At 66.8% G+C, this 16,788-nt stretch carries 8 protein-coding genes; 6 read left to right on the top strand and 2 right to left on the bottom strand.

Annotated features, from left to right (window positions below; genetic code table 11):
- Positions 1 to 93 precede the first annotated feature (93 nt).
- The 4 genes from NQ036_RS12965 to rplL all read left to right on the top strand — a co-directional run bounded on the left by NQ036_RS12965 (position 94) and on the right by rplL (position 3,538).
- Entirely contained in the window at positions 94 to 1,179 is a 1,086-nt protein-coding gene (locus NQ036_RS12965; RefSeq protein WP_257059512.1) for an Ldh family oxidoreductase, read from the top strand.
- A gap of 2 nt (positions 1,180 to 1,181) precedes the next feature.
- The gene (locus NQ036_RS12970; RefSeq protein ID WP_257059513.1) at positions 1,182 to 2,315 is read left to right on the top strand and encodes a CPBP family intramembrane glutamic endopeptidase; all 1,134 of its coding nucleotides are present in this window, start codon (positions 1,182 to 1,184) and stop codon (positions 2,313 to 2,315) included.
- A gap of 254 nt (positions 2,316 to 2,569) precedes the next feature.
- A complete protein-coding gene (rplJ, locus tag NQ036_RS12975; protein ID WP_257048527.1) occupies positions 2,570 to 3,097 on the top strand; it encodes a 50S ribosomal protein L10 in 528 nt (175 codons plus the stop codon).
- Between the two features lie 57 nt (positions 3,098 to 3,154).
- Complete coding sequence (gene rplL, locus NQ036_RS12980; RefSeq protein ID WP_257048528.1) at positions 3,155 to 3,538, top strand: 50S ribosomal protein L7/L12; 384 nt, start codon at positions 3,155 to 3,157, stop codon at positions 3,536 to 3,538.
- Between the two features lie 186 nt (positions 3,539 to 3,724).
- On the opposite strand, the gene NQ036_RS12985 is transcribed toward rplL, so the two are convergent.
- Both NQ036_RS12985 and NQ036_RS12990 read right to left on the bottom strand, forming a co-directional pair.
- Positions 3,725 to 4,477, bottom strand: coding sequence for an MBL fold metallo-hydrolase (locus NQ036_RS12985; RefSeq protein WP_257059514.1), 753 nt, complete (start codon positions 4,475 to 4,477; stop codon positions 3,725 to 3,727).
- A gap of 9 nt (positions 4,478 to 4,486) precedes the next feature.
- Positions 4,487 to 7,633 carry a hypothetical protein gene (locus NQ036_RS12990; RefSeq protein WP_257059515.1) on the bottom strand — a complete coding sequence of 1,049 codons (3,147 nt, stop codon included), beginning with the start codon at positions 7,631 to 7,633 and terminating at the stop codon, positions 4,487 to 4,489.
- A 949-nt stretch (positions 7,634 to 8,582) separates the two neighbouring features.
- Here NQ036_RS12990 and rpoB point away from each other — a divergent pair.
- Complete coding sequence (rpoB, locus tag NQ036_RS12995) at positions 8,583 to 12,068, top strand: DNA-directed RNA polymerase subunit beta (protein WP_257059516.1); 3,486 nt, start codon at positions 8,583 to 8,585, stop codon at positions 12,066 to 12,068.
- Positions 12,069 to 12,140: 72 nt separating this feature from the next.
- Complete coding sequence (locus tag NQ036_RS13000) at positions 12,141 to 16,019, top strand: DNA-directed RNA polymerase subunit beta' (protein WP_257059517.1); 3,879 nt, start codon at positions 12,141 to 12,143, stop codon at positions 16,017 to 16,019.
- Positions 16,020 to 16,788 lie beyond the last annotated feature (769 nt).

The raw sequence follows: 16,788 nt of genomic DNA on the forward strand, positions 1-16,788 counted from the left end.
GGGTGAGTTAACTACTCACCCGCCGCGGCCCCGGCCTTTCTCATTCTCCGTACCCGCGCGGCATCCTGTGCTGCGGCCCGATAGGGTGGAGCCATGATGAGATTCAAACCACAGAGTGTTCGCGATCAGATCTCCTCCATCATGGCCGGCATGGGCGCCGACGATGCGACGCGGGAGATCTGCACGACCATCATGTACGACACCGATCTGATGGGCGTCGATTCCCACGGCATCTCGATGCTGTCCTACTACGTCCACGAGGTCCAGGCCGGCGTGCTGGTGCCCGATGTGGCCCCCGAAGTCGTCCGGGAGACCGGCGCAGTCGCGCTGATCGACAGCCACCGCGGGTTCGGTCACACCGCCGGGCACCTGGCGATGAGCAAGGCGATCGAAGCGGCGCAGAAGTTCGGCGTCGGCATCGGTTCGGTCAAACAGTCCAACCACTACGGTGCGGCGGGCTACTATGCGCGGATGGCCGCGGACGCGGGCCTGATCGGCGTATCCATGTGCTCCACGGCCAATGCCCTGCAGATTCCGCACCGGGCCAAACGGCCCCTGATGGGCACCAACCCGATCGCCTTCGCCGTTCCGGTGCCGGGCGAGAACCCGCTGCTGCTGGACATGGCGACCTCGGTGGTGCCGCTGAACAAGGTGAAGGTCTACGGCCTCAAGGGCGAGGAGCTGCCGGCGGCCTGGGTGCAGTCGGAGGACGGTCGGGTCATCACGGACTCGACGGCGGCCTATGAGCAGATGGAGTACTCCGACAACGACTCGATCGGACTGCTGCCGCTGGGCGGGGAGACCTTCTTCGGCGGCGGGCAGAAGGGCTCGGGTCTGGCGACGATGGTCCAGGTGCTCTCCGCCGCGCTGTCCGGCTCCGACCAGCCGGGCAATGTCGAGGGCTACCAGTCGATCGGCTACTTCTTCCTGGCGATCGACCCCGATCTGGTGGGTTCGCGCGAGGAGACCTACGAGTACGTCCGCACCCTGCGCAATACGATCCGGGGGATGGAACCTGTCGACCCGGACCTGCCGGTGCAGGCGATGGGCGACCGGGACTTCGACACCCGCGCCGAACGCAGCGAGTTGGGCATTCCGCTGGCGGACAAACTCGTCGAGCAGCTGCGCGGCCTGGCCACTGAGCTGGACGCCGAGTTCACGCTGGAGGAGCAGGCCTGACCATGCCGGGGTCCAGGGAGGTGCGCGTGCCCGCGGGGGATACTGTTGGGCCCGCGGACGGCGTGGTGCCGCCGGGCGCGGTGTCGGACCACGCTGCGCCGGACCACGCGGTGCCGCCGGGTCGGATGTCGGCGCGCCGTGCGGCCGAGCTGACCCGCTCCCGAGAGCCCGTGCGCTCCTCTGTCGGATGGCCGCCGATCGTGGTGTTCGTCGTGGCGGCCTGCGGCCTGGCCTGGCTCGTCGCCCTGCCCCTGTGGATCGGCGACGGGCTCCGCAGTCCCCTGGCGGGGATGTTGATCCCGCTGATGATGTACGCCCCCGTCGCGGCGGTCCTGGTGGTGTTCGCGGTGTTCCGCCGTGGCTTCCACGGTAAGCGCCTGGCCCGCATCCGCTTCCTGGGGATGTGGCCGCTGGGCTCGCTGCGCACCGGCAGCTGGCGCAGGTTCGTGGTGTGCTGCCTGGCCGCCGTCCTGGGCCCGGGAATCCTCGTGGCGGGTTCGGTGCTGGTGGCGGCCGCCTGCGGCTGGCTGCAGCTGGATCCGCTCGGGCTCTCGGGCTACCGCGAAACCCTGGTCGGGCAGCTGCCGGCGAATACCATCCCGGCCGAGGCGATGGATTCGGTCGTGTGGACCGGTGTGTTCTCCCAGCTGCTCATCATTCCGGCGGCCGGCGCCACCGTCAACGCGGTGCTGACCCTGGGGGAGGAGCTGGGCTGGCGCGGTTTCCTGCTGCCGGCCCTGCGTGGGCGCTGGGGCCAGGGCGCTGCCGGAACCTGGGCGGCGCTCCTGGTCACCGGTGCGGTTTGGGGCCTGTGGCATGCGCCGGTGATCCTGCTGGGCTATAACTTCGGCCGTACCGACGTCACCGGTGTGCTGTTGATGGTCGTCGGCTGCATGGCCTGGGGAGTGCTGTTCGGCTGGCTGCGCCTGCGTTCGCGCTCCGTGTGGCCGGCGGTCTTCGCCCACGGCACCCTGAACGCCGCGGCCGGCCTGTACCTGCTGTTCTCCGCCGCCGGCGCGCAGTCCGACCCCGCGCTGGTCTCGCCCCTGGGCGCGGCGGGCTGGATCGTGTGCGCCGTGGTGATCCTGGTCCTTGTGGCGGCCGGCCAGTTCGGCCGAGTCCGGCTGGAGAGGTAACTGGGTGACCAAGGTCACCGGGAAGGTGACTGGTACCCGCTTGCGGGCCGAGGCCTCGGCCCCGTATGCTTAATGAGGCCCAAGACCGCTGGTCTTCGGGGAATCGCTGTGAGGCGGGGCCCCGGAAGAAGATCTCGAATGAGTGACCTGCGCAGGTGTATAGGACTTTCTACGTGAAGACGTAAGCGTTCCGTGCATGTGCGCGGAGCGCTTTTTTGGTGTTGAGGGCGCATCCAATCGATGAAAGGAATACCATGGCGAGGCCTGACAAGGCAGCAGCTATTGCGGAAATCAAGGAGCTCTTCGCGGGTTCCTCCGCAGCCGTGCTGACCGAGTACCGCGGTCTCACCGTCGCGCAGATGAAAGAGCTGCGCGTCTCTCTGGGTGGGAACGCAACCTACGCCGTGGTAAAGAATACGCTTGCCAAGATTGCGGCCAAGGAAGCCGGAGTCGAAGGCCTGGACGATCAGCTCAATGGGCCGACCGCCATCGCCTTCGTGACCGGTGAAGTTCCGGACGCTGCCAAGGCACTGCGTGACTTTGCCAAGGCGAATCAGCAGCTCGTGATCAAGGGTGGTAGCTTCGACGGCTCCACGCTCACGGCTGATGACATCACGAAGCTCGCCGACCTCGAATCCCGCGAAGTTCTGCTGTCCAAGGCTGCCGGTGCCGTCAAGGCCACCTACGCCAAGGTCGCCCGCGTTGCCCAGGCACCGCTGGTCAAGAACGTTCGCACGATCGACGCCCTGCGCGAAAAGCGCGAGGGTGCCGAGGCCGCCTGAGTTTCACCCAATCACCCCGGTCGCATCTGCGGCCACATACGGAAGGACTAAGCCACCATGGCTAAGCTCACCCCCGAAGAGCTCATTGAGGCTTTCAAGGAACTGACCCTCATCGAACTGAGCGACTTCGTCAAGAAGTTCGAAGAAGAGTTCGACGTTGAGGCTGCTGCTCCGGCTGCCGCCGTCGTCGCCGCTGCTCCCGGCGCTGCCGGTGAAGCCGCCGAGGAAAAGACCGAATTCGACGTCGTCCTCGAATCCGCCGGCGAGAAGAAGGTCGGTGTCATCAAGGAGGTCCGCGCCCTGACCTCGCTGGGTCTGAAGGAAGCCAAGGAGCTCGTTGACTCCGCTCCCAAGGCCGTCCTGGAAGGCGTTGACAAGGCCGCTGCTGACGCTGCCAAGGAAAAGCTGGAAGGCGCCGGCGCCACCGTCACCCTGAAGTGATGACGTCCGGTCGCATCGCAGGGAGCTCTGCTCCCGCGGTCTGACCGGTTGGTTGCTCCGTTCGACCCCCGATCGTATTCACGATCGGGGGTCGAACTGTTTCTGCGGGCTCCACTGTGGGGTTCCGCTGGGTGGGGGGAAGCTCTGTCTGGCGGGGGAGAGCCTGTCGGGCGGGCGTGTCGGCTGTCAGCGGATGCGCACGAGTCCCACTGGCGCTGCACTCTGCCCGGTGGCGGACAAACCCGCGGAGTTGCGGGCCGGCACGACCGCGGTGTGGTCTGCGGCCAGGCCGGCAACATCGGCGGCCTGGGCCTGCACGAAGCGCCGGTCCACGGGATTCCCATGGCCGGGTAGATATGCCGTGACCCCTTCGAACAGGAGGATCCGGCGCAGGGCCTGGGCCCAACGGGCGGGAGTCGCGTCATCGCCGAACTGCGGGGGCTGGCCCTCTTCGACCAGATCACCGGTGAACGCGACGTCGTCGACGCGCAGGACCAGGTCGCTCTCGGTGTGTCCGGCCAATTCGAGCGTCTCGACCACCGTGCCGCCGCCCAGGTCGATGGAATCCTGGGCAGCCAGTTCGGTCGCAGGTACGATGAGGTCTCCGGGATCCGACGGTAGATCGGGTTCCGCGCTCAGTGGGACATTCTCGAATTGCACCCAGGCGCTGGCCTGGCTGTCGCGCAGGAAACCGGCAGCGCCATAGAAGGTGTCGATTCCCCGGGCCGCGCATGTGGCATTGCCGAAGAAATGGTCCCAGTGGTCGTGGGTATTGACCACGCACAGGGGCAAACCCGTCACTGTCCGGAACGCGCGCAGGATTCCAGTAGCCTGGGCCGGACCGGAGCCGGTGTCGATGACGAGGGCGCGCTCCTCACCCACCACCAGATAGGAGTTGAGGGCGACGGGGTCGGAGGTGAAACTGTAGATCTCTGCCACCCCTCCAGCCTAATCGCCCCGGTTCCGATCCGCCCGTTCGTCCGGTTCCCCTGCCCGTCCCCGCGGTGGTGCGCCGCCCGGCTGTGGGGGTAGCGGGGGACGTTGGGGCACTGGGCCGTGCGAGGTCGTCGGGCGCGGTGTGGCCGCGGGCCCAGGATGAGCGGGCGACCGCGGATCCGGTTGGGGAGCCGGACCCGGTCCGGGAACGGGATACCGCGGCGCACCCTGCTGTGGCGGCGCCTGCCGTGGTGGCGCCGGCCGCTGCGGGGCCAGAGGGCCGGGCGGTGGCATCCGCAGCGGTGGCGCAGGGGCGTAGTGGGGTGTCGAGGTCGGCCGTGCAGGACGCCCCGGTGGTGCGGGGGTGCCGAAGCCCGCGCCGCCGCGCTGCCGCGGTGCCTGAGAACCGCCGCGGATCAGCAACCAGATGACCACGCCGATGAGGACGAGCGCCAGCACGATGAGTGCCAGCCAGACCAGATCGCGCAGGAACCAGACGACCGCGGCCACCGAAGCCACCAGACCCCACCACAGTGCCCATGGTTTGGTCCGCAGGGCGCCCAGGATCAACAGGGCGACATGGTCGACGAGGAACAGGACGGCATACCAGCCGCCCACCAGCAGTCCGGCGGCCACACCGAACAGGGTGAGCAGAGCCATCGGCAGGACCAGCCGGATCTCGATATAAGCGGCCTCGTCGCCTCGGCGCCGCGCGAGGAATGCCCAGACCCAGGCAGCGATGAGCAGGACGTGAGCACCGACCACCGCCTGCGTCGCCACGATGCCATGGGCCGCAATGGCCAGGCCCATGGCCCCGACGTAGGTTGCCAGCTCCGGCACCACCAGCCGGACCACACGGTTGCGTACGCGGGCGGTCAGCAATGCCAGCATGAGTGCTGGAATCGCCATCGACACGCCGGTGAGCAGCTGGCTCGGCGAATGCAGCCAGGGGACCGTCGTATCGAGGAACGGAGTGGCCAGGATCGCCAGTAGGGTCGCCGCGAAGGCACAGGACAGAGGAGTGATCCACCGGCTACCGCGGCGCTGCAGAACCCAATAGCAGGCATACGCCAGTGCCCAGGTGAACCAGGCCGCCGCGATGACCAGGAGCACACCGTCGTCGATCACAGTGCGCAGCACGACCTGGGCCAGCAGGAACGTGCAGACCGTGGTGATGACGAACGAGTACTGCCAGCGGGTGAAGGCCAGCCAGGTCGCGGCGGCGCCGACGAGGACGAGGGACGGCACGGTCAGGGGGAGCGCTCCCGAACTCCAGACGGGGATCGTCTGGCAGAACACGAGGAGCGCCAGCGCCGCGGTGAACACCAGGCTGACCACGGACATCCCGGGTGCCCCAGCGGGCCGTGGTGGGCGGGACCGGGTGAACCAGGATTGGGCGAACCGGGTCTGGACGAACAACAGACAGCCCTGCCCGACCAGGACAAGTGCGGTGACCAGGCCGACAACTCCGGTCGCCCATGGTTCGTCCCGCATTCCACCGAAGGTGGGCACGAACAGGAACGCAAGGGCGTAGAGCCCCTGGGCGACGACCGCGGTGCGGGCCTCGGAGGTTTTGGACCGGCGCAGCAGGGCGAGGTGGAACAGCGCAAGCCCGCCACCGGTCAGCATCATCCCCGCGATGAACACGCTGTGCCCGGCCGCCGTCGCCCAGGCCCGCGATACGTCCATTTCGTCGATTCCCGCGTACAGGCAGAGTGCTGCGGCGGTGAGCACGGGGACGCCGGCCAGCGTCAGGCAGGCGTTGCGCAGCGGGTAGCTCAGGGCCAATAGGCCCAGGAACAGGACGACGAGGACGGCGGAACCGACCAGGCGCGCATCGAGTCCGACCAGAGCGGGCAAGGGGAGCATCAGCCAGAAGGCGTTCCATGGGGTCACCAGGGCCGAAGCGGCTTGTTGCCGCGGGCGTGTCCGCGACCTGCGTCCGCCTCGGTCCGAACCGCCGAGTAACCAGGCGAGCAGAATGTCGACGGCGCAGACGGCGCACAGTCCGCAGGCCAGCGCGAGCAGGCCGAGCTGCTCGGAATCCGTGTATGCCCCGGCCTCCTCGGCACCGGCCAGGTGGGCCGCCAGGGTCAGGGCGGTGAGCGCCCCGGCGGTCGCTGCCAGGCAGCGAGCCACGGGCAGATCCCTGCGCCAGGCCAGGAGGAACAGCAGGGCGGTTGCGGCCGCATCGCCGGCGATGATGCCGATCGCGATGTGGGGAGCCTCGCCGGTGGCGGGGGTCCAGCCGCCGACCAGCTGTGCGACGGCCAAGACGGCAATGCCCGGGCCGAAGAGCACGGGGAACGGCTTCGGCCGGCTCAGCAGCGCGCCGAGCCAGAATCCGCAGGCCAGAACGGAGCCGGTCAGACAGGCGGCGCCGGCCGCGTTCAGCCCCCGGTCACCGCTGCCCGCAGGGGTCAGCACCAGCGCCGCGGCCGCCGCCATCAGGGCTCCGCTGAGCAGCACGAGTGCCAGGGCCAACCGCGCTCGCCCGCCCAGGCACCAGGCCGCGACCAGATAGTGCAGCCCCACGATGCCCAGCAGAATGGTCCAGCGCCAGAGTGTCATATCGAAGGGCACGACAAGTGCCATCAGCAGAGCGAACGGCGCGAGGAACTGGCCCAGTACGAGGTGCGGCAGGATGAAGCGGCGGGGGAGCCGAGGCGTTAGGAGTCGGGCGGCCACCGCGAAGGCCGTGCCGATCGCGACCACGGCACACAGGTACCAGAAAACGGAGTCCGTGCCGGTCAGCGACACCGCCGAGAGCACCAAGGAGACGCTGAACAGGGCCGCGAACCAGGTGACCAGGGCCGAGCGCAGCAGGTAGGCGGCCAACACATAGCAGGCCAGACCTGCCAGGGACGAGATGAACCAGGCGATACGGCCGGCCACCAGGTCCATTCCGCCCAGCAGGGCACCTGCGATCGGTACCAGGACCAGACCCAGGCCGGTCAGTGCGATGCCAACCGGGTGCAGCCTGCGGGTTCGGGTGTAGAGCACGAGCCCCAGGACATAGGACAGGAGGGCGACGAACCATATGCACGAGGCCCCCACGAGCGCGCTGTCGGCGATGCTCGCGAAGATCAGGGCCGAGGTGATGACGAAGACGCAGGCCAAGCCCAGCAGGAGGTTCGGATACAGTACCGAGCGAGTCACCCGGGCGGGGTACGGGGATCCGGGAGGGCCGGAGGGGTGAACGGGGTGGTACCCACCGGAGCCCGGCGCCTGGGGGAGAGGCACAGCCGGCCCATACGGCCCGTAGGGACGGGCCACCTGGAGGGCACTGGGGCCGGCCGGCGGTCCGGTGGGCCGGGGCGGGGGCGTCGGCCCCGAACCTGGCCGGGCGCCGATCGGGACTCCCGGGCCGGGGCGGGGTCCGGGCGGGAGCGGCCCATAGGGAGGCACGGCGCTCGCCCGACCACCGGCCGGGGCGGTCCCTCCCCGGCGGTGCGGCCCAGCGGGCAAGGGTCCGCGCGGCGCGCCGGTGCGCATGGCGGTGAGGACTGGGGTGATCGCGGCCATGAGTGCGAGGAGACAGATCGACAGCAGTGTCAGGCCGATCGCGAAGACGAAGGCGTCGCTGGTGTTCAAGGCCGGTCCTCCCGGGGAATCGGGCGGACACTCCTGGACGGGTGTCCGACTAGCTCCACCGTACCGGTCCCTACCCGGAGTACACCCGAAATCCCCGCAATCCACAGAAATCGGTACGCACGGTCGGGTGCGGGTTCAGTATCCACAGGTGACGGACCGCCAGTCGCTCGCGGTTATGGCTGTGCGGAACCTTCGGCAGTGTGTCAGGAGGAACGGCGAAAAGGTGAAACCCTACCACAGATCCAGGCGGATTGCTCGTGAAGGCCTTGCAATAGTTGACGGCACCCTGTATATTTGACATTTGCGTTGCTGTCGTTCGTGGTGCCTTCATATAGCGGTGGGCCCCATACCGCATGGTTTGGGCTGTCGGGTCTTCATCGACCCCTCTTCCGGACCGTGTCGACCGGTCCAGCCACATGCACTGTAGCACTTGTCGGTGCTCGGGTTCACGTGGACGGTTCGCCCGGTTGTATCGATGGCAACGACGGCAGAGACAACCACGTGGAAGGATCCAATGGCCGCCGCCAACGTACACACCAGGACCGCTAATCCGCCCAAGCGCATTTCCTTCGCCAAGATCGAAGAGGCGCTTGAAGTCCCCAACCTGCTGGGCCTCCAGACTGACAGCTTCGACTGGCTGATCGGTAACGAGCGCTGGCAGGACCGGGTCGCAGAAGCGATCGAGAACGACGATGATTCGGTCGCGACGACGTCCGGGTTGGAAGACATCTTCGAAGAGATCTCCCCGATCGAGGACTTCTCCGGCTCCATGTCGCTGTCGTTCCGCGAACACCGCTTCGAAACGCCCAAGTACTCGATCGACGATTGCAAGGAGCGTGACATCACCTATTCGGCGCCGCTCTACGTGACCGCCGAATTCATGAACAACAACACCGGTGAAATCAAGTCGCAGACCGTTTTCATGGGCGACTTCCCCCTGATGACCGATCAGGGCACCTTCGTCATCAACGGAACCGAGCGCGTCGTTGTCTCGCAGCTCGTCCGTTCGCCCGGCGCCTACTTCGAGAAGGCCGCCGACAAGACCAGCGACAAGGACATCTACTCCGCGAAGATCATCCCCAGCCGCGGTGCGTGGCTGGAATTCGAGATCGACAAGCGCGACCAGGTGGGTGTGCGCCTGGACCGCAAGCGCAAGCAGTCGGTCACCGTGCTGCTCAAGGCCCTGGGCTGGACCGAATCGAAGATCCTCGAAGAATTCGGCGACTTCGAATCGATCCGCGAAACGCTGGCCAAGGACACTGTCCAGACGCGGGAAGAGGCCCTGCTGGACATCTACCGCAAGCTGCGCCCGGCGGAGCCCGCCACGGTGGAGGCCGCGGAGAACCTGCTGCGCAACCTGTACTTCAACCACAAGCGCTACGATCTGGCCAAGGTCGGCCGCTACAAGGTCAACCGCAAGCTGGGCATCGACGCTCCGCTGAGCGAATCGGTGCTCAGCGTCGACGACATCGTCGCGACCATCCGCTACATCGTCAGCCTGCACGCGGGCGTCGAGACGATGCCGGGGAACCGCGATGGGGAGCCGATCGAACTGCGTGTGGCGCTCGACGACATCGACCACTTCGGCAACCGCCGCATCCGCGCTGTGGGCGAACTGATCGAGAACCAGGTCCGGACCGGCCTGTCGCGCATGGAGCGCGTCGTGCGCGAACGCATGACGACTCAGGACGTCGAGGCGATCACGCCGCAGACCCTGATCAACATCCGGCCCGTCGTGGCCGCGATCAAGGAGTTCTTCGGCACCAGCCAGCTGTCGCAGTTCATGGACCAGAACAACCCGCTGGCCGGGCTGACGCACAAGCGCCGCCTGTCCGCGCTGGGCCCCGGCGGTCTGTCCCGCGACCGCGCCGGCATGGAGGTCCGTGACGTCCACCCGTCGCACTACGGCCGTATGTGCCCGATCGAATCGCCTGAGGGCCCGAACATCGGTCTGATCGGTTCGCTGGCCTCGTTCGCCCGCATCAACCCCTTCGGCTTCATCGAGACCCCGTACCGCAAGGTGGTCGACGGTGTCGTCACCGACAACACCGAATACCTGACGGCCGATGACGAACTCGAGTTCAACATCGCCCAGGCCAATGCCCCGCTGAACGATGACAGCCGCTTCACGGAGTCCACCGTGCTGGCCCGCCCCAAGGGCGGCGGCGGTGAGGCCGAACTGATCCCGGCTGCGGAGATCGACTACATGGACGTCTCCCCGCGCCAGATGGTGTCGGTGGGTACCGCCCTGATTCCGTTCCTGGAACACGACGACGCCAACCGCGCTCTGATGGGTGCGAACATGCAGCGCCAGGCCGTGCCGCTGGTGATGAGCCAGGCCCCGTACGTGGGTACCGGCATGGAATACCGCGCCGCGGTGGATGCCGGCGACGTCATCGTCGCCAAGAAGGCCGGTGTCGTGACCGAGGTCGCCGCCGACTACGTCAGCGTGATGAACGACGACGGCACCACCTCCCTGTACAAGGCCGAGAAGTTCCGCCGTTCGAACCACGGCACCTCGTACAACCAGCGGATCACCGTCGACGAGGGCGACCGCGTCGAGGTCGGCGCGGTGCTGGGCGACGGCCCTGCCACCGACGGCGGTGAAATGGCGCTGGGCAAGAACCTGCTCGTCGCGGTCATGTCGTGGGAGGGCTACAACTACGAGGACGCGATCATCCTGAGCCAGCGCATGGTGCAGGACGACGTGCTGTCCTCGATCCACATCGAAGAACACGAAGTGGACGCCCGCGACACCAAGCTGGGCGCGGAGGAGATCACCCGGGACATCCCGAACATCTCCCCGGACGCTCTGGCGGACCTGGACGAGCGCGGCATCATCCGCATCGGCGCCGAGGTCACCGACGGCGACATCCTGGTCGGCAAGGTCACCCCGAAGGGCGAAACCGAGCTGACCCCGGAGGAGCGCCTACTGCGCGCCATCTTCGGCGAGAAGTCCCGCGAAGTCCGTGACACCTCGCTCAAGGTGCCGCACGGCCAGTACGGCACCGTCATCGCCGTCAAGGTCTTCGACCGCGACGACGACGATGAGCTGTCCCCCGGCGTGAACCAGATGGTCCGCGTCTACATCGCCCAGCGCCGTAAGATCACGGTGGGCGACAAGATGGCCGGTCGTCACGGCAACAAGGGTGTCATCTCGAACATCCTGCCGATCGAGGACATGCCGTTCATGGCCGACGGCACCCCGGTGGACGTCATCCTGAATCCGCACGGCATGCCGCGTCGTATGAACATCGGCCAGGTCATGGAGATCCACCTGGGGTGGATCGCCAGCCAGGGCTGGAGGATCGAGGGCAACCCCGACTGGGCCAAGGAACTGCTGGAGCGCGACTTCGATCGCGATGCGGCGCCCGGCACCAATGTCGCGACCCCCGTGTTCGACGGCGCCCACTGGGAAGAACTGTCGAACATGCTCGACGTGGTCAACCCGGATCGTGACGGCAACCGGATGATCGATTCGACCGGCCGCACCCGGCTGTTCGACGGCCGTTCCGGCGAACCGTTCCCGTACCCCATCTCCGTGGGCTACATGTACATGCTGAAGCTGCACCACCTGGTCGACGACAAGATCCACGCGCGTTCGACCGGCCCGTACTCGATGATCACGCAGCAGCCGCTGGGTGGTAAGGCGCAGTTCGGTGGCCAGCGCTTCGGCGAAATGGAAGTGTGGGCCCTCGAGGCCTACGGTGCGGCGTACACGCTGCAGGAGCTCCTGACGATCAAGTCCGATGACATTCCCGGTCGTGTGAAGGTCTACGAGGCGATCGTCAAGGGCGAAAACCTGCCGGATCCGGGCATTCCGGAATCCTTCAAGGTGCTCATCAAGGAAATGCAGTCGCTGTGCCTGGACGTGGAGGTGCTGTCCGCGGACGGCATGTCCGTCGAGATGCGCGACTCCGACGACGAGGTCTTCCGTGCGGCAGAGGAGCTGGGCATCAACCTGTCCCGCCCCGAGGCCAACACGGTCGAAGAAGTCTGATTCAAAGAAGTCTGAACACTACGAGGGAATTCCGGCGCGGTGCGAACCGCGTCAACGAGAAAGAGGATTTACGTGCCTGACGTCAATTTCTTTGATGAACTGCGCATCGGCCTGGCCAGCGGTGAGGACATCCGCCGCTGGTCGCACGGCGAGGTCAAGAAGCCCGAGACCATCAACTACCGCACCCTGAAGCCGGAGAAGGACGGCCTGTTCTGCGAGAAGATCTTCGGACCGACTCGCGACTGGGAGTGCTACTGCGGCAAGTACAAGCGCGTGCGCTTCAAGGGCATTGTGTGCGAACGCTGCGGTGTCGAGGTCACCCGTGCCAAGGTGCGCCGTGAGCGCATGGGCCACATCGAACTGGCCGCCCCCGTGACCCACATCTGGTACTTCAAGGGTGTTCCGTCCCGGCTGGGCTACCTGCTGGACCTGGCGCCGAAGGACCTGGAGAAGGTCATCTACTTCGCCGCGTACATGATCACCTCGGTGGACGAGGATTCGCGCCACCGTGATCTGCCGACCCTGCAGAACCAGGTCGACGTGGAGAAGAAGCAGATCGAGAACCGGCGCGACGTCGACATCGATCGCCGCGCGAAGAAGCTGGAAGAGGACCTCAAGGCCCTCGAGGCCGAGGGGGCCACCAAGCCCCAGCGCACCAAGCTGGCCACGGCCGCGGAGAAGGAGATGGGCAATCTGCGCAAGCACGCGGATCGCGACATCGACCGTCTCGAAAAGGTCTGGGACCGCTTCAAGAACCTCAAGGTCAACGACCTCGAGGGCGATGAGCAGCTCTACCGCGACATGGTCGCCCGCTTCGGCATCTACTTCTCCGGCTCGATGGGCGCCGAGGCGATCCAGAAGCGCCTGCAGGAGTTCGACCTCGAGGCCGAAGCCGAGATGCTGCGCGAACTGATCAAGACCGGCAAGGGCCAGCGCAAGACCCGCGCCCTGAAGCGTCTGAAGGTCGTCAACGCCTTCCTGACCACGGACAACAAGCCCGAGGGCATGGTGCTCGACGCCGTCCCGGTGATCCCGCCGGAACTGCGCCCGATGGTCCAGCTCGACGGTGGCCGCTTCGCCACCTCGGACCTGAACGATCTGTACCGCCGCGTCATCAACCGCAACAACCGACTGAAGCGTCTGCTGGACCTCGGCGCTCCCGAGATCATCGTGAACAACGAGAAGCGGATGCTGCAGGAGGCCGTGGACTCGCTGTTCGACAACGGCCGCCGCGGTCGTCCCGTCACGGGTCCTGGCAACCGCCCGCTGAAGTCGCTGTCCGATATGCTCAAGGGCAAGCAGGGCCGCTTCCGTCAGAACCTGCTGGGCAAGCGCGTGGACTACTCGGGCCGTTCGGTCATCGTCGTGGGCCCGACCCTGAAGCTGCACCAGTGCGGTCTGCCCAAGACCATGGCGCTGGAGCTGTTCAAGCCGTTCGTGATGAAGCGCCTGGTCGATCTGAACCACGCGCAGAACATCAAGTCGGCCAAGCGGATGGTGGAACGCCAGAACCCGCAGGTGTGGGACGTGCTCGAAGAGGTCATCACGGAACACCCCGTGCTGCTCAACCGTGCGCCCACGCTGCACCGTCTGGGCATCCAGGCCTTCGAACCCAAGCTGGTCGAGGGCAAGGCCATCAAGATCCACCCGCTGGTCTGCTCGGCGTTCAACGCCGACTTCGACGGTGACCAGATGGCAGTGCACCTGCCGCTGTCGCCCGAGGCCCAGGCCGAGGCCCGCATCCTGATGCTCTCGGCGAACAACATTCTGAAGCCCTCGGACGGCAAGCCCGTGACCATGCCCTCGCAGGACATGATCATCGGCCTGTTCCACCTGACCAGCGACCGGGACGACGTGCCCGGTATCGGTCGGGAGTTCACCGGCATCGCCGAGGCCCAGATGGCCTTCGACCGCGGGGAACTGGACCTGGGCGCGATCGCCAAGATCCGTCTGGGCGGCATCGTCCCGCCGGAGGGCACCGAGGTGCCCGAGGGCTGGACCGCAGGCGATCCGCTCGTCCTCGAGACGACCCTGGGCCGCGCGCTGTTCAACGAGACGCTGCCGGCGGATTACCCGTTCGTCAACCGCACGGTGGACAAGAAGACCCTGTCCGGGATCGTCAACCACCTGGCCGACGCCTACGAGAAGATCATCGTCGCCGACACCCTGGACAACTTCAAGGCCGCCGGTTTCTACTGGGCGACCCGTTCGGGCCTGACCGTCGCGATGTCCGAGGTCGTGTCCCCGGCGTCGAAGGACGCCCTGCTGGAGGAGGCCGAGGCACAGGCCGCCGAAGTGCAGGACAACTTCGACATCGGCGCACTGACCGATGAGGAGCGCCGTGCGGAGCTGATCCGGATCTGGGGTGACACCACCAACAAGATCGGCAAGGCGATGGAGGAGAACTTCCCCCGGGAGAACTCCGTGTTCCGTCTGGTGGAGTCCGGCGCCTCCGGTAACTGGACGCAGGTCCGCCAGCTGGCGGGTATGCGCGGACTGGTGACGAACCCCCGTGGTGAGATCATCCCGCGTCCCATCAAGTCGAACTACCGCGAGGGCCTGTCCGTCCTCGAGTACTTCATCGCCAGCCACGGCGCCCGCAAGGGTTTGGCCGATACGGCTCTGCGTACCGCCGACTCGGGCTACCTGACCCGTCGTCTGGTCGACGTGTCGCAGGACGTCATCGTGCGCGAGGAGGAGACCCAGGACAAGAAGGGCATCACCCTGCCGGTCGCGCAGGAGGATGCAGATGGCAATCTGGTTCCCCACGAGTACGTGGAGACCAGCGTGCTGGGCCGCATCGCGGTGTCCGACATCGTGGACGCCGACGGCAATGTGGTGGTTCCCGCCAAGCACGAGCTCGGCACGGCGGAGATCGCAGCACTGGTCGCAGCCGGTGTCCGCGAGGTCAAGGTCCACTCGGTGCTGACCGCCGATTCGGACGTGGCCATCTCCGCGCAGCACTACGGCCGTTCGATGGCCACCGGCAAGCTGGTGGACATCGGCGAGGCGATCGGCACGGTCGCGGCCCAGTCGATCGGCGAGCCCGGCACCCAGCTGACGATGCGCACCTTCCACACCGGTGGTGTGGCGGAGGCCGGTTCCGGCGGCGACATCACGCAGGGTCTGCCCCGCGTGGCCGAGCTGTTCGAGGCCCGGACCCCGAAGGGCTTCGCCCCGATCGCCGAGGCCGCAGGCCGCGTGAAGATCGACGACACCCGCAAGACCCGTTTCGTCATCGTCACCCCGGACGACGGCGGCGAGGAGATCGAGCACGCAGTCGGTCGCCGCGCCCGCCTGAAGGTCCAGGAGGGCCAGCACATCAAGGCCGGCGAGCAGCTGACCGAGGGTGCTGTGGATCCGAAGCAGGTGCTGCGCATCCTGGGTCGCCGCAAGGCCGAGCAGTTCCTGGTCAACGAAGTGCAGAAGGTGTACCGCTCGCAGGGCGTGGGCATCCACGACAAGCACATCGAGGTCATCGTGCGGCAGATGCTGCGCCGTGTGACCGTGATCGAGTCCGGCGACACCAACCTGCTGCCGGGCGAACTGGTCGACCGCGGACGCTACCTGGCTGAGAACCGCCGGGTGGTGGCCGAGGGCGGTAACGCCGCCTCCGCACGTGATGAGCTGATGGGCATCACGAAGGCCTCGCTGGCCACCGAGTCGTGGCTGTCCGCCGCGTCGTTCCAGGAGACGACGCGCGTTCTGACCGAGGCCGCGATGGAGGGCAAGTCCGATCCGCTGCTGGGCCTGAAGGAGAACGTCATCCTCGGTAAGCTGATCCCGGCCGGTACGGGTATGCACCGGTTCCGCGATCAGATCGTCGAGCCGACCGATGAGGCGAAGCAGGAACTGTACTCGGCCGAGTTCAGCTCCATCTACGCCGGCATGGGCGATGGCGCGACCATTCCGCTGGAGGACTACGACTTCGACGGTATGGACGATATGTGATCGTCTGATCCGCTGAGGTCAGGGGCCGCACACCCATCGGGTGTGCGGCCCCTGTGCATATTCACCTGTCGGGACGCCCGGACACGCGGTTTCCCCGGAAACACGTCTTTATAGTGCCGTGTTCGCGGGGAAACCACGTGTCGGCTGTGTCGGGGCCTGTGGACGCGCGCACGACCGGTGCGTCGTGGGCCTGTGGACCGGCACACGTGTTCCACAGGGGACCCCACGGGGGTGGACGGCGCATGGGCACGGCGCCAGGATCTGTGCCATGTTCAACACGTTCACGAGCGCTCAGGCCAGCGCACTGGGGATCCGCCCCGAGATACTCCACACAGCCCAGTCCTGTTGCCTGTTGCGACAGTCCAGGGGCATCTACACGGTCCTCTATCCGTGCCGGGTCCATCCGGAGTTCGTCCGCCTGATCGATGATGAGGAATCCGTAACGCTGGCGCGCAGCCTCCGGGAAGACGGAACGAACACTGGGCGGGCGGCGCGCTTCTGGCGGTTGGCCCATATGGGTCTGATCACGGTGGCTCCGGGGATACGGACCACGGATGTGGTCAGCCATGAGTCGGCTGCGCTGATCCGCTGTGTCCCGATCCTGCCGATGCGCCTGACCAAGGTGATGGTGAGCAACCCCGGACGATCCGAGACGCAGGCGGTGTGTCGGCGCCGCAAGCGCAGTGTGCCGGAGGGTTCCGTCGGACCGTGGCAGGGCCTGGCGGTGGCGACCGCGGCTCGGGCAGCACTCGAAATGGCGTCGGATGTC

Source organism: Brevibacterium sp. 91QC2O2 (assembly GCF_024580695.1).
Lineage (GTDB): Bacteria > Actinomycetota > Actinomycetes > Actinomycetales > Brevibacteriaceae > Brevibacterium > Brevibacterium moorei.